Origin of the sequence: Pararhizobium sp. O133 (assembly GCF_051669845.1) — a bacterium.
Classification (GTDB): domain Bacteria; phylum Pseudomonadota; class Alphaproteobacteria; order Rhizobiales; family Rhizobiaceae; genus Pararhizobium.
Map to the genome: position 1 here is coordinate 3,123,036 of NZ_CP196426.1, position 22,311 is coordinate 3,145,346.

21 protein-coding genes and 1 pseudogene are annotated in these 22,311 nt (G+C 59.9%); 9 read left to right on the plus strand and 13 right to left on the minus strand.

Features of this window, described 5'->3' with window-relative positions; all coding sequences use genetic code 11:
* Window positions 1–10: 10 nt before the first annotated feature.
* Window positions 11–895 carry an alpha/beta hydrolase gene (locus ACST81_RS14890; RefSeq protein ID WP_438748849.1) on the minus strand — a complete coding sequence of 295 codons (885 nt, stop codon included), beginning with the start codon at window positions 893–895 and terminating at the stop codon, window positions 11–13.
* A 235-nt stretch (window positions 896–1,130) separates the two neighbouring features.
* Between ACST81_RS14890 and parE the strand changes: the two genes are divergently transcribed.
* Both parE and ACST81_RS14900 read left to right on the plus strand, forming a co-directional pair.
* Window positions 1,131–3,206, plus strand: coding sequence for a DNA topoisomerase IV subunit B (parE, locus tag ACST81_RS14895; protein WP_438748851.1), 2,076 nt, complete (start codon window positions 1,131–1,133; stop codon window positions 3,204–3,206).
* Between the two features lie 491 nt (window positions 3,207–3,697).
* Window positions 3,698–4,141: pseudogene (locus ACST81_RS14900) on the plus strand (hypothetical protein).
* A 4-nt stretch (window positions 4,142–4,145) separates the two neighbouring features.
* Here ACST81_RS14900 and ACST81_RS14905 read toward each other — a convergent pair.
* Both ACST81_RS14905 and ACST81_RS14910 read right to left on the minus strand, forming a co-directional pair.
* A complete protein-coding gene (locus ACST81_RS14905; protein WP_438748853.1) occupies window positions 4,146–5,168 on the minus strand; it encodes an NAD-dependent epimerase/dehydratase family protein in 1,023 nt (340 codons plus the stop codon).
* Between the two features lie 409 nt (window positions 5,169–5,577).
* A complete protein-coding gene (locus ACST81_RS14910; protein WP_438748855.1) occupies window positions 5,578–6,714 on the minus strand; it encodes a DUF2336 domain-containing protein in 1,137 nt (378 codons plus the stop codon).
* A 78-nt stretch (window positions 6,715–6,792) separates the two neighbouring features.
* On the opposite strand from ACST81_RS14910, the gene ACST81_RS14915 reads away from it, so the two are divergent.
* Window positions 6,793–7,500 (plus strand): hypothetical protein, encoded by a 708-nt coding sequence (locus ACST81_RS14915; protein ID WP_438748857.1) that lies wholly within the window; start codon window positions 6,793–6,795, stop codon window positions 7,498–7,500.
* 9 nt (window positions 7,501–7,509) lie between these two features.
* Here the strand turns inward: ACST81_RS14915 and ACST81_RS14920 are convergent, their stop codons facing one another.
* Window positions 7,510–8,112, minus strand: coding sequence for a flavin reductase family protein (locus tag ACST81_RS14920; RefSeq protein WP_438748859.1), 603 nt, complete (start codon window positions 8,110–8,112; stop codon window positions 7,510–7,512).
* Window positions 8,112–8,696 carry a nitroreductase family protein gene (locus tag ACST81_RS14925; RefSeq protein ID WP_438748861.1) on the minus strand — a complete coding sequence of 195 codons (585 nt, stop codon included), beginning with the start codon at window positions 8,694–8,696 and terminating at the stop codon, window positions 8,112–8,114. Before ACST81_RS14925 ends, ACST81_RS14920 begins: the two co-directional genes overlap by 1 nt.
* 112 nt (window positions 8,697–8,808) lie before the next feature.
* Between ACST81_RS14925 and ACST81_RS14930 the strand changes: the two genes are divergently transcribed.
* Window positions 8,809–9,813 carry a hypothetical protein gene (locus ACST81_RS14930; protein WP_438748863.1) on the plus strand — a complete coding sequence of 335 codons (1,005 nt, stop codon included), beginning with the start codon at window positions 8,809–8,811 and terminating at the stop codon, window positions 9,811–9,813.
* 9 nt (window positions 9,814–9,822) lie between these two features.
* Here the strand turns inward: ACST81_RS14930 and ACST81_RS14935 are convergent, their stop codons facing one another.
* The 6 genes from ACST81_RS14935 to ACST81_RS14960 all read right to left on the minus strand — a co-directional run bounded on the left by ACST81_RS14935 (window position 9,823) and on the right by ACST81_RS14960 (window position 16,117).
* Window positions 9,823–10,662 carry a lysophospholipid acyltransferase family protein gene (locus ACST81_RS14935; RefSeq protein ID WP_438748865.1) on the minus strand — a complete coding sequence of 280 codons (840 nt, stop codon included), beginning with the start codon at window positions 10,660–10,662 and terminating at the stop codon, window positions 9,823–9,825.
* Window positions 10,663–10,858: 196 nt separating this feature from the next.
* Complete coding sequence (gene thrS / locus ACST81_RS14940; protein ID WP_438748867.1) at window positions 10,859–12,847, minus strand: threonine--tRNA ligase; 1,989 nt, start codon at window positions 12,845–12,847, stop codon at window positions 10,859–10,861.
* A 157-nt stretch (window positions 12,848–13,004) separates the two neighbouring features.
* Complete coding sequence (locus ACST81_RS14945; RefSeq protein ID WP_438748869.1) at window positions 13,005–13,631, minus strand: hypothetical protein; 627 nt, start codon at window positions 13,629–13,631, stop codon at window positions 13,005–13,007.
* Window positions 13,624–14,706: a ParA family protein gene (locus tag ACST81_RS14950; protein WP_438748871.1), complete on the minus strand. Its 1,083-nt coding sequence runs from the start codon at window positions 14,704–14,706 to the stop codon at window positions 13,624–13,626. Before ACST81_RS14950 ends, ACST81_RS14945 begins: the two co-directional genes overlap by 8 nt.
* A 136-nt stretch (window positions 14,707–14,842) precedes the next feature.
* The gene (gene yidD, locus ACST81_RS14955; protein ID WP_438753586.1) at window positions 14,843–15,196 is read right to left on the minus strand and encodes a membrane protein insertion efficiency factor YidD; all 354 of its coding nucleotides are present in this window, start codon (window positions 15,194–15,196) and stop codon (window positions 14,843–14,845) included.
* 474 nt (window positions 15,197–15,670) lie between these two features.
* Window positions 15,671–16,117 carry an iron-sulfur cluster assembly scaffold protein gene (locus ACST81_RS14960; protein ID WP_438748873.1) on the minus strand — a complete coding sequence of 149 codons (447 nt, stop codon included), beginning with the start codon at window positions 16,115–16,117 and terminating at the stop codon, window positions 15,671–15,673.
* 343 nt (window positions 16,118–16,460) lie between these two features.
* Here ACST81_RS14960 and folE point away from each other — a divergent pair, with 343 nt between their 5' ends.
* From folE to ACST81_RS14975, 3 genes are all read left to right on the plus strand, one after another.
* Window positions 16,461–17,081 (plus strand): GTP cyclohydrolase I FolE, encoded by a 621-nt coding sequence (gene folE, locus ACST81_RS14965; RefSeq protein ID WP_438748875.1) that lies wholly within the window; start codon window positions 16,461–16,463, stop codon window positions 17,079–17,081.
* Between the two features lie 24 nt (window positions 17,082–17,105).
* On the plus strand, window positions 17,106–17,558 hold the full coding sequence (gene hisI / locus ACST81_RS14970) for a phosphoribosyl-AMP cyclohydrolase (RefSeq protein WP_438748877.1): 453 nt from the start codon (window positions 17,106–17,108) through the stop codon (window positions 17,556–17,558).
* Window positions 17,559–17,766: 208 nt separating this feature from the next.
* Window positions 17,767–18,735, plus strand: coding sequence for a patatin-like phospholipase family protein (locus ACST81_RS14975; protein ID WP_438748879.1), 969 nt, complete (start codon window positions 17,767–17,769; stop codon window positions 18,733–18,735).
* Window positions 18,736–18,916: 181 nt separating this feature from the next.
* Here the strand turns inward: ACST81_RS14975 and ACST81_RS14980 are convergent, their stop codons facing one another.
* Window positions 18,917–19,345 carry a CBS domain-containing protein gene (locus ACST81_RS14980; protein WP_438748881.1) on the minus strand — a complete coding sequence of 143 codons (429 nt, stop codon included), beginning with the start codon at window positions 19,343–19,345 and terminating at the stop codon, window positions 18,917–18,919.
* 229 nt (window positions 19,346–19,574) lie between these two features.
* Complete coding sequence (locus ACST81_RS14985) at window positions 19,575–20,309, minus strand: rhomboid family intramembrane serine protease (RefSeq protein WP_438753588.1); 735 nt, start codon at window positions 20,307–20,309, stop codon at window positions 19,575–19,577.
* Window positions 20,310–20,709: 400 nt separating this feature from the next.
* On the opposite strand from ACST81_RS14985, the gene ACST81_RS14990 reads away from it, so the two are divergent.
* Both ACST81_RS14990 and ACST81_RS14995 read left to right on the plus strand, forming a co-directional pair.
* A complete protein-coding gene (locus tag ACST81_RS14990; protein WP_438748883.1) occupies window positions 20,710–21,339 on the plus strand; it encodes a PAS domain-containing protein in 630 nt (209 codons plus the stop codon).
* Between the two features lie 90 nt (window positions 21,340–21,429).
* Window positions 21,430–22,038, plus strand: a complete 609-nt coding sequence (locus tag ACST81_RS14995; RefSeq protein ID WP_438748885.1) for a PilZ domain-containing protein — start codon at window positions 21,430–21,432, stop codon at window positions 22,036–22,038.
* Window positions 22,039–22,311 lie beyond the last annotated feature (273 nt).

A 22,311-nucleotide genomic window follows, 5' to 3' on the forward strand; every position in this document is an offset into this window, starting at 1 on the left:
GTGGAAAGTATTATTTCACGCCGATCCAGTTCAGCGCATCGCGCCAGTCCGTCATGCGTATCGGCGTTCCATGCGTTCCGGTCTGAAACACGACCAGGCGCGTCGGATAGCCCGCCGCCTTGAGGCCACGATAGAATTTGACCTGGCCGATGGCGGCATAGACGTTGTCGGCGCCGCCATGGCTGAAGAAGACCGGCAGCTTGCGCTTGTAGGCCGCGCTGTCCTTGAACTGCGGGTCGGAGGGGCCACCCATGATCATCATGCCCTTCAGCGCCGCGGACGCTGCCGGATCGCGCGCAATTCCCCAACAGACGATGCTTCCCATCGACGCACAGGACAGCACGATCGGCCGGCCCGGCGACTGCGCCTGCGCGTAACCGATCAGCGCGGCGATATCGGCGACGCCGGCATCATCGAACGAGCGGACGCTTGCGGAATAATAGACGCCGCCATTGCCGACGGCGAGGTTCTTCAGCCGGTTGAAATTGCCGCCGAAGATCCAGTCGTTGGCGCCAAGACGCCGGTCGCCGCCCCGGCCGTGAATGAAGATGACGGTGAAGGCAGCGCCCCTCTCCCGGCCGACGCGGACGACATCGACACTGCGCCCGCCGGCTTCGACGGTTTCGAAGGACTGTTCATTCTTCACACCGAGCGAAACATAGGGGCGCGTCACCTTGCGCTCGGGGATCTCGTCGCGGCCGTGCAGATCGCGCATCTTGTCATAGTCGATCACCAGATAGTCGCCATTATCGCCGGTTTCGAGCACCGTACCATAGGAGAACAGTTCGTCCTTGAACGGCTTCAACGGGGCGGCCGCGACCGGACCGGACAGGATGGCCGCCAGGATCAGCACCGGAAGGGTCCGAAATATCAAATGAGCTGTGGACAGGTGCATTCTCGATGTTCCTCTTTTGATCCAAGCCTTGCCATCGGACCTTCCGCAACGCAACAGTTGGGTTTATTGAAGGCTTGATCGGCGCATCTGCAGGCACAAGAATGACCACCGGTCGCTCCGACGCCCATATTCTGGCAGAATGAGTCTGGCAGAAATTGGCCGATTCGCGCAGATATTCATGTGGCCCTGTCCCATATCGACCGGGCCGCCACACGGAAAGTACCCTGAACAGACTATGACCGACAGCGACGATCTCTTTTCAGCCTTGCCCCTGGTGCCCAAGCCTGCGACCGAGCCCGTGGTGCCCAAGCCGATCACAGCGCCTGTCGCGGCGCTCGTTGCCGAACAGCGCAGTGGCGCGTCGACAACGCTGAAGGCGGATACCGGCGATTATAATGCCTCGGCGATCGAGGTGCTCGAAGGGCTGGAGCCGGTGCGCCGTCGTCCCGGCATGTATATCGGCGGCACCGACGAAAAGGCGCTGCATCACCTGTTTGCCGAAGTCATCGACAACTCGATGGACGAGGCCGTCGCTGGCCACGCCAATTTCATCGACGTCCATCTCGACGCCGAAGGCTACCTGTCCGTCACCGATAATGGCCGCGGCATCCCGGTCGAGAACCATCCGAAATTCCCCGGCAAATCGACGCTCGAAGTCATCATGACCATCCTGCATGCGGGCGGCAAGTTCGACAGCAAGGTCTATGAGACCTCCGGCGGTTTGCACGGCGTCGGCGTTTCGGTCGTCAACGCTCTTTCGGATGTGTTGGAAGTCGAAGTCGCGCGTAACCGAAAACTCTATCGCCAGCGTTTTTCGCGCGGTATTCCGCAGGGCGGGCTCGAGGAACTGGGCGACGTCCAGAACCGGCGCGGCACGAAGGTCAAGTTCCATCCGGACCCGGACATTTTCGGCGCGCACATGAAGTTCGAGCCGGCACGCCTGTTCCGGATGGCGCGCTCCAAGGCCTATCTGTTCGGCGGCGTCGAGATTCGCTGGTCCTGCGATCCCTCGTTGGTCGAGGGAACGGACACGCCGGAAAAGGCGGTGTTTCATTTCCCCGGCGGTCTCAAGGACTATCTCCAGGCAACGATGGGCAAGGAATTCACCGTCACGCGCGAAATCTTCGCCGGCAAGACGGAAAAGACCGGCGGCCATGGGGCGCTCGAATGGGCCGTCACCTGGTATGGCGGCGACAGCGTCGTGCATTCCTATTGCAACACCATTCCGACACCGGAAGGCGGCACGCATGAGGCGGGTCTGCGCATCGCGCTGACCAAGGGCCTCAAGGCCTATGCGGAACTGACCCAGAACAAGCGGGCGGCGATCGTCACCACCGAAGACGTGATGATCTCGGCGGCCGGCATGCTGTCGGTCTTCATCCGCGAGCCGGAATTCGTCGGCCAGACCAAGGACAAGCTGGCGACCGTCGAAGCGCAGCGCATCGTCGAGAACGCGCTGCGCGATCCCTTCGACCACTTCCTCGCCGACAATCCGGGCGAAGCGCAGAAACTGCTGGAATGGGTGATCGAGCGCGCCGACGAGCGCGTGCGCCGCCGCAAGGAAAAGGAAGTCTCACGCAAATCGGCGGTGCGCAAACTGCGCCTGCCGGGCAAGCTCGCCGACTGTTCGCAGAATTCGGCCGAGGGCGCCGAACTCTTCATCGTCGAAGGGGATTCGGCCGGTGGATCGGCCAAGCAGGCGCGCAACCGCTCAAACCAGGCCATCCTGCCGCTGCGCGGCAAGATCCTCAACGTCGCCAGCGCCGGCCGTGAAAAGCTGGGCGCCAACCAGCAGATCAGCGACCTCGTGCAGGCGCTCGGCTGCGGCACGCGGTCGAAATATCGCGAGGAAGACCTGCGCTACGAACGCGTCATCGTCATGACCGACGCCGACGTGGACGGCGCCCATATCGCCTCCCTGCTGATCACCTTTTTCTATCAGGAAATGCCCGAGCTTGTTCGCGGCGGCCATCTTTATCTGGCCGTGCCGCCGCTCTATCGCATCACGCAGGGCGCGAAGACCCTTTACGCCCGCGACGACGTACATCGCGTCGAACTGATGGAAACGGAGTTCAACGGCCGCGGCAAGATCGAGATCGGCCGTTTCAAGGGCTTGGGCGAAATGATGCCGGCGCAGCTCAAGGAAACCACCATGGATCCGTCCAAGCGCACGCTGCTGAAAGTGGCCATCGACGAAGCGGATTTCGAAGGCACGCGCGATGCCGTCGATAACCTGATGGGCACCAAGGCCGACGCCCGCTTCCGCTTCATCCAGGAACGCGCCGTGTTTGCGGAAAACCTGGATATCTAGGCCGTCGTCCTGGCAATCTGATTCAAGACGCTGCCGGATTGATTCAGCTTTTCGCTCCAACTGACGGAGCGGAAAAGGTTTTTCGGGGCTGACTCTACGTCAGCTCGAATGAGGGACGATCGGGCCGCTGGATCCTCGCCTCACGGGCGATGACGGAGGAAGAGGTGGCGCCTCGGGCTGGTAGATGCCGGTTTCGAGCCGGATTGCCGAGAGGCCGGCATCGCGGGGCGGTTCTTTCTCAATGATGACGGTCACTTGGCATAGCTCCTTGCAAGATCGATTCATACATTGACACCCTTCCTAAAGGCAGGATCCGCAGGCCGACAGATGCCAGTTCTCAGGGTTCGCCTCACCACCTGAAACGCTTGGAAACAATTTGTTTCGGGGGTTTTACCCCTCTGCCTTAAATCGGAACAATGCCGTGTTTACGCCGGGGAACATGAAGCGAGCCGAGGACGGCCGCATACCTTCCAACCGGAGACATAGGCCCGATGGTTCCTGCCCTGGTCATCATGACGATCCTCGGATGCGACGACAGCGTCACCCAATGCCATTACGTTTCGACGGTGAGCGGCACCTGGACGACGATCGCCACCTGCGATGCCGAATCCGAAAAGTAGCTGCCAAAATTTTCCAACAGCAACTATCCGGTGATCGTCGCTGTCTGCGAGACATCGGACGAGCAGATGGCAAAGGCAGAAGACCCCGCCCCATCGACAAATGCCGAGCCGATGGCGATGGCAACGCCACAGGCGCAGGCAGACACGGTCCCAACGCCGCCGATTACCCAAGAGCAGCCCAGCCTGCCGCGCCGGACGCTGGCGCTTATCAGCGGCGCGATGCCGGACACGGCGAAGCTGCGGCAAACGATCACCAAGCCGGTGCACACTATCGAGGACGGCTACTCCTGGGTGGCGCGCAAGTTCACCAGATAACGCTTCAGACCAGGCCGGCGGCGATCAGGCTGTCGGCGCTGGCGCGAATGGCCTCCGCCTCCGGCCGCGGCTTCCAACCCAATACGCGGCGGGCTTTCTCATTGGATACCCGCGCGTCTCGGCCGAGTTCGGCGACGATCAGCTTCAGGCCGGGATCGAAGCGGGACGCAATGCCTGCGAGCCAGTTCGGCAGGACGAAACGCGGGATTTTACGGGCATAGGCCGGATAATCGCGCCGAAGGACCATGGCGATGTCCTTCACCGATAGTGTCTCACCGGCGATGATGAAGCGTTCGCCGATCGCCTCCGGCACCTGTAGCGCGCGGACATGGGCATCTGCCACATCGCGCACATCGACCACCGGCACCCGGAAGTCGGGTAAAGCCGGATATTTTCCGATCAGAAGCGCCCGGACGAGGCCGACGGAGGTTCCGTTTTCGCCGCCGAGCAGCGGTCCGAGGATCATGCTGGGGTTGATCACCGTCAACTGGAGCCCGCTCTCGCGGGCAAACACCCACGCGGCCTGCTCGGCGAGCGTCTTCGACTTGTAGTAGGCGGTCGCCAGCGGGCTGTCGATATCGGTCCAGTCGGCCTCGGTGAAAGGCGCCCTGCCCGATCCATAACTGACGGCGGCGGTGGAGGATGTCAGGACCACACGACGCACGCCGGCATCGCACGCCGCCCGCAGCACCCGCAGCGTGCCCTCGCGGGCCGGCGCGATCAGGTCGTTTTCGTCCTTCGGAACCTTCGAGGGAAACGGCGATGCGGTGTGGACGACGACGGTGACGTCGCAGAGCGCCGCTGCCCAGCCGGAGTTCGACAGGAGATCGGCAACGATGAAGGAAAGTTTTCCGTTCGCAGCCCCTTCAGCCGAGCGGATTGCCGCCTCCACGGCTTTCGCCCGCTTCAGGGAGCGCAGCGTGCCTCGCACCTCGTAGCCTGCGGCGAGCAGTTTCGCGGCGACATGGCGGCCGAGAAAGCCGCCGATGCCGGTCACCAGGACAAGCCCTTTCGTTTCAGCCTGCATGCGCGTCATCCCTCACCGATTCTGTCGATGCGACCTTCTCAGCCTGGAAGGGCTTCGGGAAGATGGAAACGACAGTCAACAACGGAAAACGGCGCGGGAGGACCGCGCTGTCAGATTGCCGACAAAATCTATTCTAACAACTCTGAAGGTTGCTCGGGACGTTCTGCGGCCAGCATTTCCCTCCGTCATCTCTGTGCTTGTCACAGAGATCCAGCCAGCCCGAGTCGTTGGGCTGAAAGAGTCTTTTGACCCGACGGACGTCGGGTCGCTGGATCCCGCCACGAGGGCGAGGATGAGGGAGTGTTTGGATGCCACGTCCTCAAACAATCAGCTTGGGAGTCGGTCGGCGGTCTGAACGGCGCGGGAGGACCGCGCCGTTCATCTCTTCATATGGAAGACCTTAATTAACTCAAGCCGCTTCCCGCGCGGCCAGCAGCGCGTAATCGCGAGCCGTCTGGCGCTGCTCGGCGATCGACAGTTTTTCGATGATCTCGGCAAGGCTGCCGGATGTTTCCGGCCGGGATGCGCCGCGCAGCTTCGACAGGAGGGCCGACGAGATCGAAGGCGCTACCCCTTGCGAACCGACGCGGTTCTCTCGGCGCCACAAAAGCATGGCATCGGCGAACAGAGCGCTGACATCACGGCCGAGGCCGGCGCTTTCGAATAGGGCGCGGATGGCATGAATGCGGCCGTCGGACAGGATCGAGCGGACGCGCTTCTCGGCCATGGCGGAAAGATTGACGATCGCGGCGGCGAAGAAGTCGATCTTGCCTGAGCAGAGCGCATGCATGAGGAAGGCCGGTGTCAGGCGACCGGTGATGCGCAGATGCTCGACGAGTGCCGGGATCTGATCGGCTTCGGCGGCGCCCGCCATGGAGACGGCAGCCCGGTCGCAGGCTTCGCGAGTGATGCGCTCGACGCGGCGTTCACCGATGGCCGACTGCACCAGGCCGAAACCGGACAGGGCCGCGCCAACCTTCTCGACCAGCGTCTGGCGGGCGTCGGCCGGCAGGTCATCCCGCTCCAGCAGGCAGTTGCGGACGGACCAGAGGTGACCAAGCCGGTCGCTCAGCCGCTTCAGGGTGCGGCAGGAAAAGCGGGCCTGTTCGTTCTCGAGCAGGATCAGCACCTCTTCCTCGCCGCCGATCTCGGCGATTGCCGCGGCGACCGGGCGCGACATCATCCGGCGCGCAGCGATGACGGCGCGGGTTTCCGGCGTGCCCTTGGCTGCGATATCGACGAGGTCCATGTCAGTGAGGACGGGCGAACAGGAGATGACGGCATAGGCGATTTCGGGCTGGTCCTCGGCGAGCGAAAGAACGATCGAGCGCGGAATGCGCGGGCAATCGGCGATGGCTTCGGCGAGCGCGAGCCGGACCTTTGGCGAGGGATCATCGAGCAGGAAGGTCATGGCCATTTCGGCGGCGTGAAAGTCGATCGTGTTCATTTCCGCCGTCGCATAGGCACGGCCCAGAGCCTGCGCCGCCCGAACCCGATCTCCAGTTTTCGCGGTCTCGACCCAACGAAGAAATGCTTGAATGATCACCGACGCCTCACTACACACCAACCAGCCACATCATGGTATCCACAAGGTTACCGATGAAAGGTTTAAGATTGGTTCACCATGTCCGTTAACCGTCTCGCCATGACTGCGCCGGCGCTTTGCGCGGAACACGCGGTGTTGATGTCGGCCGAGATATCGTCCGAATCGACCGTGATCGTCGATCTTGGCAGCGACTGGACGACGGACAAGGCGTGGAGCGCGGCACGGAACTTTCTTGATCGCCCCGGCGCTCTGGCCTTGGCGCTGCTGCGGATCGACAGACCGGACGATGATGCGGAACTGGCGGCGATCGCCCGGCTGACGGCCTTGCGTCCGTCCGGTTTCGTTCTCTCGGGTTGTCGGGGTACGGCCGATATCCAGATGCTTGATGTGATGCTGCGGGTAGCGGAAGCGGAGCATGGGCTCGACGCGGGATTGATCGCTATCATAGCCGAAGTCGGCGAAGAGCCCGAATTCTTCCTGTCACCGAATTCACTGCAGAGTAAGTCGCAGCGGCTTCAAGGCTTGCTATTCAACACGCAGGCCCTGACCAGGGCGACGGCAAGCGCGGCGGTGAACGCCGCTGCCGGTCGAATGGGTGCGCCGCTGCTGTTTGCCCGCGCCTCCGCCGTACTGAAGGCCCGCCAAGCCGGCATTCCCTGTCACGAAATCGTCGAGGTCAGTCTTTCCGGTAAGGATCTGCGCATCCGGCAAGAGGTGAGCCTCGCCGACGGATTTACCGGGCTCGTGGTGCGGACGCCGGAGCAGCTGGCAGCCCTTTCGGGCTGAGCATTTGTCCTATCGCTTCGGGCGGAACATCTCGAAGACATCGCCGGATTCGCAGTAATCCATGTAGCCCATGCGGCCAACCGGCCGGACCTTGGCCATATCGAAGCGTCCGTCGCGGATCGCGTCCTCGCGGATATGGATGGCGACCACCTGGCCGATCACCATGAAATTGTTGGAGAGCGTGCCATCGAGCGCCTTGGGTTGGAACATCTCCGTCACCTTGCATTCGAGCGCCGCATAGGCTTCGGCGACAAACGGGGCATTGACCAGCCTCCCGGTGACCGGCGTCAGGCCGGCAAGCTCGAATTCACTCTTCCCGCGCGGTGCCGGAGCCGAGGTGATGTTCATCGCCTCCCGCAGGTCATAACTGACGAAATTGGCGGTGAACTCGCGGGTTTCCTCGATATTGCTGACCGAATCCTTGCGGCCGGAGGACGAGAACATCACCAGTTTCGGGCTATCGCTGATAGCGTTGAAGAAGGAATAGGGCGCGAGATTGAGGCTGCCATCGGCGCCGCGCGAGCCGATCCAGCCGATCGGCCGCGGCGAGACGATCGCCTTGAACGGATCGTGGCTGAGCCCATGGGCATTTTCACCGGTTTCGTAAAACATCAGGCGTCCTTGCCGATCCAGGTGACGATATCGGCGAGTTCGGGGCGCGGCCGCTCCGTCGGCGGCACTTGCGGCGTGCCGATATGGATGAAGCCGGCAATCTTCTCGCCCGGCTGGACGCCGAGCAGCGGATGGGCCTTTTCATCGAAGGCGTACCATTCGGTCAGCCAGTTCGAGCAGTAGCCGAGCGCATTGGCTGCCATCAGCAGGTTGAGGCAGACGGCGCCGGCCGACATAAGCTGTTCCCATTCCGGGATCTTGAAATGCGGCGCGGCCTTGCTAACGACGGCAACGACGACCGGTGCACGGCTCAGGCGGGTGTTTTCCACGTTGATCATCTCTTCAGACAGGTCGGGCTTGGCCGATAGCGCCATGGCGGCAAGCTCCCTGCTCAGCCGCACCCGCTCCTCGCCGCGATAGACGATGAAGCGCCAGGGGGCGAGCTTGCCGTGATCCGGCACGCGCGAGGCAAGCGTCAGCATCTCCTCGATCTCGGCCGTTCCCGGTCCGGGGCCGGTCATCTGGAAGGCCGGGATGGAGCGGCGGGTCGAGAGATAATCACGCAGACTGATTTCAGTTTTCATCGCTGTTCATTTCCACTAGTTTGCCACCGCACGTCGCCGTCGCAGGGGTAGCCACGAAATTGCCATATCGGCGCTTCAAGTGGAGCCACACACTCAGGATGTCAACTCTCTCATGCGCATCAAGTCCGTTCACGTTCGCGCAACAATCGCGGCTCTGATTTTCGCGACCGCCAGCGGCGCGCAGGCCCAGGATCAAGCCGATCCGTTCAAGAGTTTTCCGACGATCTCGACGCCGAAGATGCCGAAGCTCAACAGCTTCAACCCGCTGACGCCGGAGGCGGCGACGCAGGGAACAACCGCCAAGGACATCCAGCTCGAGGCGCTGCTGACGGAAAAGGGCGGTCCCGTCCAGCAGGGGCTGACCTGGCGCGTCTTCAGCCCGATCCCCGGCGCCGATGGCAAGCTGCCACTGGTAGCGACATCGGAGGGCGGTTCGGCGGCGTTCCAGCTGGTGCCCGGCGAATATTTCGTCAATGTCGCGTTCGGACGCGCCGGCGCGACCCGCAAGGTCCGTGTCGCGGAAGCCGGACCGACGGAGAAGCAGGTGCTCGTGCTTGATGCCGGCGGCGTCATGCTGAACGCGGTCTCGGGCAGCGACGTGCGTATTCCACCGGGCGAACTGAGCTTCTCGATCTTTTCGACGGATGTGAAGGAAGACGGCGAGCGCGCGCTCGTGGTAGCCGATGTCAAACCGAGCACGGTGATCCGGTTGAACACCGGTACCTATCATGTCGTGTCCAACTACGGCTCGGTCAATGCGGTGATTCGCGCCGATATCCAGGTGGAAGCCGGCAAGCTGACCGAGGCGACGATCCAGCACCGGGCTGCCAAGCTGACGCTGAAACTGGTCTCGGAGCCGGGCGGCGAGGCGATTGCCGACACGGCCTGGTCGATCCTGACCTCATCGGGCGACGTGGTCAGCGAAAGCGTAGGAGCATTTCCGACACTGGTGCTGGCCGAAGGCGACTATACGGCGATCGCCCGCAACAACGAAAAGATTTTCCAGCGCGACTTCACCGTCAAGGCCGGCGTCAATACGGATGTCGAAGTGCTGTTGAACGACAAGGGACAGCAGGCCACGCCGCAGGCAGCCGATGATACCGGCGCGCAAGACTGAAGGAACGGATCAAGACGCCCTGCTGAGAAACCGCCGGCGGGGCGGCGCCATGGAGAACACGGCATCGTAAATCCGCGTCAGGATGTCCTTGCGGTCGGGAATGGCTGCAAGTTCTTCCCAGGCGATCAGCCGGCCGATGCGTGAACAGATCGTCGTTCCGGACAGGCGACGAAACTCGCGGATCAGCAGTGAAATCCGCAGAGTCAACGAGAGCTTGCTGGCGATATGGAACAGCGGGCCGTTCTGGCCTTCGAAATAGATCGGAATGACGCTCGCCTTGGCCGACTGGATCAGCTTGGCCGGAAACATCTTCCACGGCAGGTCCTCGGCACGGCCAAAACCCTTTCTCGCCGTTGCCACCCCGCCCGCCGGAAAGACGATGACGGTAACGCCCTCCTTCAACAGCCGCACGGCTTCGTTGCGCGTCCGCATGTTGAGCGCCAAGGCTTCCTTGGTCTCCTCGAACGAGATCGGCAGCGAATACGGCGCCATTTCCGGCACCTTGAGCAGTTCGTTGTTGATCAGCACGCGGAAAGGCCGGCCGAGTTGTTCGGCAAGCGACAGGACGGCGATGCCGTCGCCGATGCCGAACGGATGATTGGCGACGATGACGACGGGCGTTTCCGGCAGATGGCGCGGTGGCCATTCGCCCTGGACGCGCATGCGCACATTGATCAAGTCGAGCATCTCGCCGAAAATCCGGTCGCTGCGGCCAACGATTTCATGGCGCCAGGTGTTGTAGAGCCTGGCGTAGCGATTGCGCCCCGACAGTCCTTCCATGGACCGGATGAACCAACGTTTCAGCCGTCGATCGTTCTCGTTGGCGTAAGACAGCTCTTTGAACTGCACGTCGTTCCCCGTTTCCTGAGAAGCCTGTCCCTGAGGACACCGATACTGGCACCGCTTGCCGGCCTGGCGGCGGCGCTTGACTGTCGTCACCGATCCAAACCTGATAGTCTTCGAATGTTACAGTTTTCCGACAATGGGCCGAAGGGTGCACTTGCGCGCACCCTCCATGAGCATCACAGCAGATTTTTCACCTGCTTCAAGCGGTCGGCAGCTTGCGGGCCGCCGCCTTGCGAAGCTGGTCCGGCGGCGTTGCTTCCTGCACCAGCGAGGAAATCGCCTCGTCCAGCGTCATCGGCGTCTGCGCCTGCGAGCCGAGGCGACGGATATTGACCGTGCGCTCTTCCGCTTCCCGCATGCCGCAGACGATGATCACCGGCACCTTGGTGACCGAATGCTCGCGGACCTTGTAGTTGATCTTCTCGTTGCGGAAATCGGTCTCGACCTCAAGCCCGGCATCGCGCAGCAGTTCGGCGACTTCGTGGCCATACTCGTCGGCTTCCGACGTGATGGTGGCGACAACGACCTGCAGCGGCGAGAGCCACAACGGGAAATGGCCGGCGAAATTCTCGATCAGGATACCAAGGAAACGTTCCATCGAGCCACAGATGGCGCGGTGGATCATCACCGGCTGGGTCTTTTCCGAGTTCGAGTCGATATAGAAGGCGCCGAACCGTTCCGGCAGGTTGAAGTCGACCTGCGTCGTGCCGCACTGCCATTCACGGCCGATGGCGTCCTTCAGCGTGTATTCGAACTTCGGTCCATAGAAAGCACCCTCGCCCGGCAGGATGCCGGTCTTGATGCGGCCTTCCGACTGTGCCTCGATGGTGTTCAGGACGTCCATCATGACGCTTTCGGCGCGATCCCAGAGCTTGTCGTCGCCGACGCGCTTTTCCGGACGGGTCGACAGCTTGACCACGACTTCCTTGAAGCCGAAGTCCTGATAGACCGACAGGATGAGATCGTTGATGCGCAGGCACTCGGCCGCCATCTGCTCGTCGGTGCAGAACACATGCGCATCGTCCTGCGTGAAGCCACGCACGCGCATCAGGCCATGCAGCGCGCCCGAGGGCTCATAACGATGGACATTGCCGAATTCGGCAAGCCGGATCGGCAATTCGCGATAGGACTTCAGGCCATGTTTGAAGATCTGGATATGACCGGGGCAGTTCATGGGCTTCAGCGCAAAGACGCGCTCATCGTCGGTCTCGTCGCCGGCGACCGTCACCTTGAACATATTGTCGCGGTACCAGCCCCAGTGACCGGAGGTTTCCCAAAGCGACTTGTCGAGCACCTGCGGCGCATTGACTTCCTGGTACGTGCCAGCGAGACGGCGGCGCATATAGGCGACCAGCGTCTGGAAGACGCGCCAGCCCTTGCCATGCCAGAAGACGACGCCCGGGCCTTCTTCCTGGAAATGGAACAGGTCCATTTCGCGGCCGAGACGGCGATGGTCGCGCTTTTCGGCTTCGGCCAGCACGTGCAGATACTGATCGAGTTCTTCCTGGGTGCGCCAGGCCGTCCCGTAGATGCGCGTCAGCATCGGATTGTTCGAATCGCCGCGCCAGTAGGCACCGGCGACGCGCATCAGCTTGAACGCATTGCCGATCTGGCCGGTGGAGGCCATATGCGGTCCGCGGCAGAGGTCGAACCAGTCGCCCTGATAGTAGATCTTCAGGTCCTGATCGGCCGAGATGGCATCGACCAGTTCGACCTTGTAGGCCTCGCCCTTGTCGACGAACACCTGACGCGCCTTGTCGCGCGGCCAGACTTCCTTGGTGAAGGGCTTGTTCCGCTGGATGATTTCCTTCATCCGCTTTTCGATCTTGGGCAGATCGTCCGGCGTGAACGGCTCGTCCTTGGCGAAATCGTAATAGAAACCGTTCTCGATCACCGGGCCGATCGTGACCTGCGTGCCGGGCCAAAGCTCCTGCACGGCCTCGGCCATGACGTGGGCGGTATCGTGGCGGATCAATTCCAGCGCGCGGGCATCCTCGCGGGTGACGATTTCGAGCCTGCCGGTGACGACCGGATCGGACAGGTCTCGCAACTCGCCATCCAGCGCGATCGCGATGGCCTTCTTTGCCAGCGACTTGGAGATCGATTCGGCAACCTCACGGCCCGTCGTGCCAGCGGCATAACCGCGAATGGTGCCATCGGGAAATGTAAGGGAAACAGCGTCGGACATAAAAGTCTCCTATCCAGTCCCGCCAACGAATGCGGGTGGTGTCAGGTAAAGGCCGGCAAAGCCGGCGCGTGCGGTGCGCGGTATAGAGGGAAAGGGCGGGGATTGGAAGGCCGCGTGAGCTCCATTGGCAACACAATTTTTAATAAGCCAGCAAAAGCTATATTAACTGATTTTCTGTTTCAGCATCAATGGCGGCAGCTAAGTCTCCAATGAACTCGACTACTCGCTGGGCATCAGACCTTATGATTGGATTTGGCTGTACCGATCCTGGTGGGGTATCAACCGCATGCGCGATAAGATCACGACGATCGCCAATAAGCGTGAGCTCGTCTCGTACGTCTTGCTCGGTTCGGCTATTATAACGTCCCGTAACCTTCATGCGAGCAAAAATTCTCGCCCATTTCTCCTTTGCCGGGCAATTCCATGTATAGCTTAAAGCCTCAGATATCTTTTCAGGTTTATAAAATGACTTATATTGAATTTCAGAAAATATATGCGCTTTAAAAAATATTAATTTTTCCGATGGATTAAGTGTACCAAAATCCAATACACTTTCAAGTGGAACTTCTACCTGACGCAAGTTCGTAGTAAGAGCGGGTGGAACTCTATCGATCAACCGAAGGCCTGCTTCGGAAACGAGCTCAGTCATATATAAGTCTAGCGCAGAAATACTAACTATCCAAACATGCCTCAAAGCAAATTCGTGTCCGGACGCTTCAAAATTTTTAATACAAACTATGCCTTCAGCTAAATGTGTCTGAAAGCGTTGCGCCGCATCAGTCATGATTCACAATCGCAATTATTTTATCGCATACCGCGTTAAAAATCTCGTCGAAAGTCTCTACGTTTTGCTTGACGCCCGTTTTAACATTTCCTCTTAAATCCAAAAAACGTAAGTCGTCTTCGCTGATATCAAAAACAGGCTTTCCTAGCTCCGAAGCAATATGACTTGCCTGAGCAAAGTCGGGAACCCGAGCTAGAGCGTAAAGTCGTACCCTATCCGGATCTCTCGCAGCTTCAGGAAGCAAAATTCGGGCGGCGGCATTATACGCCTCAACATCAAAAAGGCAGCTTGCTGCTCTCAGTCTGGGAACCAGTTCTTCTTCAATTTTATTGTCTATCTGCGTGAGTCGCTCGTGATAGCGCCCAGCAGCCTTACTCTTGTGACGATTAAATCTTGAATGCAGAGCACCTATAAATTTAGCCCATCCGTCAGGTAGCGGGTATGTGGCATCAAAAAATGCCGGACCAAATTTCTCTTTCCAGTTGACCCATTTCTCGATTTCCAGTCCCAGCGTACCTAGCGACATAAGGGAAAATGGGTCTGGATTTGTCGGGACGATAAAAGCATCACTAATCATAAAGAAATTTTGATTAAGCGCCCCCAGTCCTGGATTTATATCTATTATACTATAATCTATATTATATTTCTCTTCAATCAGAGAAATAAGCTTGTGAATCGCTCCCGGCAAATTCTTGGTGACGGAAAGTGTTCCACGTGTCTCTTGGGCTAAGCTGATCTGCCCTTCGAGGGCCGATAGATCCGGATGACCGGGAAGAACGTAAAGATTATTGTTATTTTCAGCGGTAGGGCAATCAAAGCCCTCTATCGGCTGAGGCCGCCCCTCAAATATTGGGCGAACAGCGTCATAGATATTATTGAGGCGGGTATGACTTTCCTCAGCATAATATTCTTCGAAACCTCCACCAAGGGCTCTAGCTGTAAGATTTACTTGAGAGTCGCCATCGACCAGGAGGACGCGATATCCTTTCTGGGTCAATTTCCATCCCACATTATAAGCTGTAGTCGTTTTTCCTACACCACCCTTGTGATTGAAAAGTAGTACTCGGTGCGGCATAGAAATTCCTTTTTCGGCGTCGGGCGATCCAATAGACGCTGGTATCTGAATAATCGGAAGTTTGGACAGACATAAGCAGACCATGAAGATCGCTGCAAGCGATCAAACGTAAGAAGCGTCTTGATTCATTTACCGATCAGAGCCGCCAATACCGCCAGGGCGTGTACCAGTGCTTCGACCGCGGCAAACTCTCGGGCACCGGATCGAGGCCGCTCGTGCCGCCCGGGCCGCAGCGCAGGAAGCGGAACAGCACCATCCAGCCGCCGGGCCAGAGGCCGTGGCGGGCGACCGCCTCATAGCCATATTCCGAACAGGTGGGGATATGCCGGCAGGAATTGCCAATGAAGCCGGAGAGCGTCAGCTGGTAGAGCCGGATGAAGGCCATGCCGAGCAGGCGGCCGGGTGTCTTGCGGTAGGAGCCAGTGTAGTTGCGGGTACGGTAGGGGTTCGGATTCGCGGACGCATACCCCCCTCTGTCGCTGCGCGACATCTCCCCCTCAAGGGGGGAGATCGGAGCGGGCGGCGATGCCTGCGCTCCCTTTCCATGATCTGTATTCGTGGTGCATTTGCTGCACATTTCAGGCCACCGCGCAGCGAGAAGGCAATGGCTGGCAAGACGCTACCGCGCGCACCAATCTCCCCCCTTGAGGGCAGGGTAATCGCATATGGATTGCGAGGGGCGTGCGGATCTCCCTCTTCTCCCCAACGGGGAGAAGTGCCGAGCGGATGCGAGGCGATGAGGGGGGCGACGGCGAAGCCGGAGCCAAACAGGGGTGGCCTTCGGCCCCCCTCATCCGGCGCTTCGCGCCACCTTCTCCCCGCTGGGGAGAAGAGGGGGAGCAAGCCGAAGCCCATATGCGATAGCCCTGCCCTTGAGAGGGAGATGTCACGCAGTGACAGGGGGTGGTATTCTTGCTCAGAAGCCGACCGGTATCCGCACCCGAAAGCCCGCTAAAAAAATCCATCACTCCGCCGCCACCGCGCGCTTGGCCTCGATCTGGCCGATTGCATCGACCACCGCATCGAAGGTGAGCATGGTCGAGGCATGGCGCGCCTTGTAGTCCTTGACCGGCTTGAGGAACCGCATGTCCTCGAACCGTCCTGAAGGACCTTCGCCATCCGCCTTCAGCATGGCCAGCATATCTTCGCGGGCTTTGCGGACCTCGCTCGCGGTGGCGCCGATCACATGACGAGCCATGACGGACGAGGATGCCTGTCCCAGCGCACAGGCCTTCACCTCGTGGGCGAAGTCGGTCACAGTGTCGCCCTCCATCTTCAGATAGACGCGAACCTTGGATCCGCAGAGCTTGGAATGGGCGCTCGCCTCAGCATCCGCGTCCGGCAATGTGCCGCTCTTGGGAATGTTGCCGGCAAACTCGAGAATGCGGCTATTGTAGATTTCATCCATCATTTCGACGTGATCCGATGCATTTTGCGCGGTTTCAGATGATCGGCGGATGATTTTCTATCGTATCTGATAAAAAAACACAGTGTCTCCACTGACGCCCCTTTCGCATGTGTTGCTGCATATTATATGTTATGTCGTGTGGGGGCGACAGGTTCGCAAGAGCGAACGGTCGCCTGTTGTTTGGGAAACCGTGCCGGATGATCCAGAGCCCTTAACCTCTGCAAATCTGAAAGCCCCGGAGCCCGCCGACGGAAACCAGGCCTGGAAACCTCAGGTCAATGGCCAATGGCGAGTTGTCCGAAAAGATAAACGTCACGTAACCTGCGTTACGCCAAGGGGCCATTTTATGGACGCCATAGTCAAGAATTTTCCGCATTTGCCGACCTCTTCCGACGGGCGGCCGAGCCAGAAGGAAGCCGAGGACGCTGTCCGCGTGCTGCTCCGCTGGGCCGGTGACGATCCTGAGCGCGAAGGCCTGCTCGACACGCCGGCGCGCGTCGCCAAGGCCTACAAGGAGCTGTTCTCCGGCTACGATCTCGCCGCCGAGGATGTGCTTGGCCGTACTTTCGAGGAAGTGGGCGGTTATGACGACATCGTGCTCGTCAAGGATATCCCGTTCTTTTCCCACTGCGAACATCACATGGTGCCGATCATCGGCAAGGCGCATGTCGCCTACCTGCCGCACGGCAAGGTGCTCGGCCTGTCGAAGATCGCCCGCGTCGTCGATATCTACGGTCGCCGCCTGCAGACGCAGGAAACCATGACGGCACAGATCGCCAAGGCGATCGACGATACGCTGCAGCCGCGCGGCGTCGCCGTAATGATCGAGGCCGAGCATATGTGCATGGCGATGCGCGGCGTGCAGAAGCAGGGCTCGACAACGCTGACGACCACCTTTACCGGTGTCTTCAAGACCGAGCCGGCCGAACAGGCCCGCTTCATGACCATGCTTCGGGGCTTCAAGTAAGCTCCGTCACCCGGAGCCTGCCCGATGACGATCCAATTCGACCTGCCCTCCTCCAACAAGGCGGAACTGGAATCCGGTTCCGCTTTTACCCCGCGCTTCGATAGCAACGGGCTGATCACCGCTGTCGTGACCGATGCCGGCGACGGAACCCTGCTGATGGTCGCGCATATGAATGCCGAGGCGCTGGCGCTGACGATCGAGACCGGCATTGCCCATTATTACAGCCGGTCGCGCAAAAGCCTCTGGAAAAAGGGCGAAACCTCCGGCAATCTGCAAACTGTTACGGAAATCCGCACCGATTGCGACCAGGATGCGCTGTGGCTGAAAGTCCGGGTGGCCGGCCACGAGGCGACCTGCCATACCGGCCGCCGCTCCTGCTTTTACCGCACCGTGATGGCAAAGAACGGCGTCACGTCACTTAACATTGTTGATACCGAAATTCATTTCCATCCGCACGACGTCTACGGCAAAAATTAAGCATCTGGCGCTTTTTGGTTCAGTTTTTTCGTGGATTCACGAATTGGCAACCAGCATGGGCGCGTAATCCCATAACGGGCACGTTCCTTCGGGAACAACGGAAGAGGACGGTCCGAAGTAGCTTATGTGTCTTACCGGATGCGCTTGCAAAGCAGCAATGCAAGACGTCAACGGCCTGTAACAGTGTTCTGCGGCATGGAGGTGCCGGATGTTGAACTGGACATTCAATCGCAGCGGGATCACCGCAGACGCATCGGCGCCCGGCGGTCCATCCCACGCCCTCACCACGCCTCCCCCTCTCGAGACAAAACCGGCCAAGTCGAAGATCGCGCTTGCGCTTGGCGGCGGCGCCGCCCGCGGCTGGGCCCATATCGGCGTCCTCAAGGCGTTGGACGAGGAAGGCATCGACGTCGGCATGATCGCCGGCACCTCGATCGGCGCCCTCGTCGGCGGCTGCTATCTCGCCGGCAAACTCGACGAACTCGAATCCTTCGCCCGTTCGCTCACCATGCGCCGGATCGCCGGCCTGCTGGATTTCGCGATTGGCGGTGGCGGTCTGTTCGGCGGCCTCAGGCTCACCAAGCGCATGCAGGAACACCTGCGCGACATGACGATCGAAAGCCTTGACCGGCCCTTCGTCGCGGTGGCAGCCGAGGTCAATACCGGCCATGAGGTCTGGATCGGCCAGGGATCGCTGATCACCGCGATCCGTGCCTCCTACGCCCTGCCAGGCATTTTCGAGCCGGTCAAATGCAACAATCGCACGCTGATCGACGGCGCCATCGTCAATCCGGTTCCGGTTTCGGTCTGCCGCGCGCACGAGCAACAGCTCGTCGTTGCCGTCAACCTGCATTACGATCTCTACGGTCGCTCCGCCGTCATCAAGCACAATGCGGGAACGGAGACTGTCGAACAGCCGCGACCTTCGAAGAAGCCGGAAGAACAGACCCGGCTCGGCATGACCGGCGTCATGGTGCAGGCCTTCAACATCATCCAGGACCGCATTTCGCGTGCGCGGCTCGCCGGCGACCCGCCGGATTTGGCGCTGCATCCGAAGCTGAACGATATCGGCCTTTCGGAATTCCACCGTGCCGGCGAAGCCATCGACCGCGGTTATTACGAAACGAAGTCCAAGCTCTCGGAATTGCAACGACTTCAGGACGTCATGGTGCGCTGACCGCAGCACGTTGCGGATACGACGATGCCGCGCGGCTTTTACAGCGCCGCGCGTCAAATATGACGCGCAAAGGTCGCTGTAACACTTTTAATATGCTGCATAATTTTATCCTTAAATCGATTCCGATTTAAGGAATTATGCAGTAAGGCCGCGCGGCATTTCTCATTGAACAACAGGAATGTCAGCCGGCAATATAGGCCTTGATCTGCTCGGCTTCATTTTCGATGGCTCGGATGTGATGGCGCACGGCGTCGCCGATCGAGACGATGCCGACGAGACGGCCGTTCTTTTCGACCGGCAGATGGCGGGAGCGCGTGTTGTTCATGATCTCCATGATGTCATTGATGGTCATGTCCTCGTTGCAGCTATGAACCTTCGACCACATCACCGCGGAGGCAGGCTTGTCGAGACATTCGGCACCGTATTTGGCCATGGCGGCCACAACATCCCGTTCTGTCAGGATCCCGGCGATCTTGTCGCCGGGCTTGACGATGATCACGGCGCCGATGCGGTTTTCATGCAGCAGGCGGACAGCCTCGCGAACCAAGGACTGCGGATCGACCGTCACGACCTGGCGGCCTTTTTCATTCAGGATTGCTTTTACAGACATTCAAACCCTCCGTTTCAGCGACCTGAATCTGGCGGGGGCATTGGCGGACTGAAAGCACGAGACATGTGTTTCCGGTCAGGGACCAATCCGCAAGACAGAGTTCATTCCTGTCGCGTTATGCCCATCGGTAGCAAACCGAACTCCTCACGGATGCCGCCTTCGGACGAGAATGGTGCGCCACCGCCAGCGGAAAATCAAGCATTCTCCGCGCTATCGCTGATGTTGGACGTCAGTCCCGGGGGTCGAAAAGGCCGAACAGCAGAAAGCCGAACAGAAAGCCGCCAATATGCGCTTCCCAGGCGATCCCGCCCTGGCCGCCGAAGGCGAAGAGGCCAAGGCCAATCAGGAGATTGGTCAGGAACCAGATGCCGGTAAATATCACCACCGAACGATTCGACAAGGCTTCCATGATCGGCAGGCGGCGGTTGAGATGGGCAAACTGCCGGCTGATCCGGCCGCTCGGCGAAAAGACGAAACGCGCTGCTGCCCCCATCAGTCCGGCGACGACACCGGAGGCACCGACCACGACGATCATCTCGCCCCAATGGAAGGCGGTGTGCAGGGCGACCGCGGCAATGGCCGACAGGCCCCAGAAGACCGCCAGTCGCACCATGCCGATCCGCCGGATCACCGGTGCGCCGAAGGCGATCATCCAGAAGCCATTGAAGATCAGGTGATCCCATGATCCGTGCAGGATGGAATAGGTGATCGGGCTCCAGAGCCAGGCAAGATTCTGGTCCGACAGCGCATGATCGTAACGCGCCGGCAGGAAGGCGAAATTGAAGACCATTTCGTTGTCGATCGAGGCGGACAGGACATAGGTGCGCACCACATGGATGGCGACGAGCACGCCAAGGATGACAACGAGGCCGAACGGCAGGTTGAATGCGGGTTCGCGCGGCCGCTCAAGCTTTTCCGGCCCCGCGCTTTCCGGCGGCGGCGTGCCGTCCGTCTGGTCTGTCATGCTGCTCACAATTCTTTCCGCGGTTCGTTCCGCCTGATCCTGCCTCCGCTCTACACGATTCAGGAACAGGTCAAAAGCTGTGGCGGCGCGTCAGTTGCACGCATGTGGCTTGAAAAGCCGCACCATCCGAAATTGTGTGGCCTGGACGAAAAAAGGCCGTCCAGTCGAAAAACTGAACGGCCGGTGAGCCCCCAAAACCCCGAGCCCAAGTCTGTGTGCCGAAGGCAACCCTTCGTGAAGTGATGTCCTTCAATGCCACCGCGACGGCCGCCGATCAATCTAAACCAAACATTAACCTTAATATCCGGCTGGCACGAAATTCGCTCTGCTGGTCCCAGGGCAATTTTCCCTCCGCCAATCGTGCCAAACCGGCACAAGGCGTATCAAACGGAAGCAGAGCATGCGCAGCAAGACCGCCATTGAAATATACGCTTACTGGGACGAGTTGCGGGGCCACCGCGAGGTGCCCTCCCGCAACCAGATCGAACCTGCTCACATTCGCAACATTCTGGCGGACCTGTTCATTCTCGAAAAAGCCGCAAACGGCGACGTTCGCTTCCGTCTCGCCGGCACGCGTATCTGCGCGCTGTTTGCGCGGGAACTGCGCAGCACGACATTCGATGCGCTGTGGCTTGGCGAACAGACCGCCCGCCTGAGGCGCGTCGCGAATGAAGTCATGCAGCACAAGTCACCGGTGGTACTGTCGGCGTCGGCGCTCGCCAGCACGGCCGATCGCCTTCCGACCGAAATTATCCTCCTGCCGCTCAGATCTCCCGACGGCGACATCGACCGGATCATCGGCGCGCTGGTTCCGCTGACGCGGCCCCTTTGGATCGAAGCGACCCCCGTCAATTTTCTCGATCTCGACGGCATCCGCGTGCTCGATGTCGAGAAGACCAGTCTCTTTCTGCAGAACCGTCCTGAAATCCCCCTGCCCGCGCGGCAACCGGCCATGACAAACCAAGGCCTCGCGGGTACAATTCGTCGCGTTCTGCACCTCAGGGTTTTCGAAGGTGGCCGACAGGACTAACGCTATTTGCAGATCCGCGCATAAAAAAACCTTCTGTTAACGGGATCAGGTTAAAGCTGTTGGTCGGACAGACATCGCACAAGTGTGGTCATGTATTCGTTTCAGCAAGCACAGAACGGCGGCCCCAAGCAGCACAACGAAGGTGCGTTTCAGCGCGTCTCGGTGAATCTGACCGGTCGGCTGATGCTTGCAAACCATGATGAGTTCGAGTGCACCGCGATCGACATGTCGCCGGGCGATGTCCTCTTCACCTGCGATGCGCGCCCGCGTACCGGTGAACGCATCATCGCCTATGTCGATCATGTCGGCCGCCTCGAAGGCACTGTTTCGCGCCTTTCCGAAAACGCCTTCGTCATCCAGATCAACGCCACCGACCGCAAGCGCGAAAAGCTCGCGGCGCAGCTGACCTGGATTGCCAACAAGCACGAGCTCGGCCTGCCGGAAGACCGGCGGCACGATCGTCTTGCACCGCGCAAGGTCCGTACCGAAATCACGCTTGAAGACGGCAGCAAATATGTCTGCCGCATCATCGACCTGTCGCTCTCGGGCGCCGCCGTCGATATGGAAACCCGCCTGCCGCTGGGAACGCCTATCCTGCTCGGCAGCATGAAGGGACGCGTCGTGCGCCACTTCCAGGAAGGCATCGCGATCGAATTCCTCGGAATCCAGTCACGCGACGCTCTGCGGGAATTCCTCTAAAGCGTGTCGCGATCTTTCAGATTCGCTCCTTACGCTTTAGCTTTTGTTTTGGCGCATGTCTTTTCGCAAAACCGCTGCACACTTTTGCGAGACATGCTTTAGGATCAGCTTTCTGCATCCGAGCCTGCGTAAACGCGCCGGCGCACCATTTTCTCACCTCACTCAAGTCCAAAAGCTCTTGTCGTTTCGAGTGGAGCCGCGCAATGCCGGCTTGTCGGCTGGCAATTCTCTATTCGTAACCGGGCTTTCAGCTGTTAAAAGTCCTGTTCCGGG

What these genes read in the sequence shown, in the direction of transcription:
- ACST81_RS14990 (WP_438748883.1), top strand. Translation starts at nt 20,710, where the DNA reads ATGCGCAGCAAGACCGCCATTGAAATATACGCTTACTGGGACGAGTTG.
- hisI (WP_438748877.1), top strand. Translation starts at nt 17,106, where the DNA reads ATGACGATCCAATTCGACCTGCCCTCCTCCAACAAGGCGGAACTGGAA.
- ACST81_RS14915 (WP_438748857.1), top strand. Translation starts at nt 6,793, where the DNA reads ATGTCCGTTAACCGTCTCGCCATGACTGCGCCGGCGCTTTGCGCGGAA.
- folE (WP_438748875.1), top strand. Translation starts at nt 16,461, where the DNA reads ATGGACGCCATAGTCAAGAATTTTCCGCATTTGCCGACCTCTTCCGAC.
- ACST81_RS14905 (WP_438748853.1), bottom strand. Translation starts at nt 5,168, where the DNA reads ATGCAGGCTGAAACGAAAGGGCTTGTCCTGGTGACCGGCATCGGCGGC.
- ACST81_RS14985 (WP_438753588.1), bottom strand. Translation starts at nt 20,309, where the DNA reads ATGACAGACCAGACGGACGGCACGCCGCCGCCGGAAAGCGCGGGGCCG.
- parE (WP_438748851.1), top strand. Translation starts at nt 1,131, where the DNA reads ATGACCGACAGCGACGATCTCTTTTCAGCCTTGCCCCTGGTGCCCAAG.
- ACST81_RS14925 (WP_438748861.1), bottom strand. Translation starts at nt 8,696, where the DNA reads ATGAAAACTGAAATCAGTCTGCGTGATTATCTCTCGACCCGCCGCTCC.
- thrS (WP_438748867.1), bottom strand. Translation starts at nt 12,847, where the DNA reads ATGTCCGACGCTGTTTCCCTTACATTTCCCGATGGCACCATTCGCGGT.
- ACST81_RS14945 (WP_438748869.1), bottom strand. Translation starts at nt 13,631, where the DNA reads ATGACTGATGCGGCGCAACGCTTTCAGACACATTTAGCTGAAGGCATA.
- yidD (WP_438753586.1), bottom strand. Translation starts at nt 15,196, where the DNA reads ATGTCGCGCAGCGACAGAGGGGGGTATGCGTCCGCGAATCCGAACCCC.
- ACST81_RS14980 (WP_438748881.1), bottom strand. Translation starts at nt 19,345, where the DNA reads ATGTCTGTAAAAGCAATCCTGAATGAAAAAGGCCGCCAGGTCGTGACG.
- ACST81_RS14975 (WP_438748879.1), top strand. Translation starts at nt 17,767, where the DNA reads ATGTTGAACTGGACATTCAATCGCAGCGGGATCACCGCAGACGCATCG.
- ACST81_RS14890 (WP_438748849.1), bottom strand. Translation starts at nt 895, where the DNA reads ATGCACCTGTCCACAGCTCATTTGATATTTCGGACCCTTCCGGTGCTG.
- ACST81_RS14960 (WP_438748873.1), bottom strand. Translation starts at nt 16,117, where the DNA reads ATGATGGATGAAATCTACAATAGCCGCATTCTCGAGTTTGCCGGCAAC.
- ACST81_RS14995 (WP_438748885.1), top strand. Translation starts at nt 21,430, where the DNA reads ATGTATTCGTTTCAGCAAGCACAGAACGGCGGCCCCAAGCAGCACAAC.
- ACST81_RS14920 (WP_438748859.1), bottom strand. Translation starts at nt 8,112, where the DNA reads ATGTTTTACGAAACCGGTGAAAATGCCCATGGGCTCAGCCACGATCCG.
- ACST81_RS14950 (WP_438748871.1), bottom strand. Translation starts at nt 14,706, where the DNA reads ATGCCGCACCGAGTACTACTTTTCAATCACAAGGGTGGTGTAGGAAAA.
- ACST81_RS14930 (WP_438748863.1), top strand. Translation starts at nt 8,809, where the DNA reads ATGCGCATCAAGTCCGTTCACGTTCGCGCAACAATCGCGGCTCTGATT.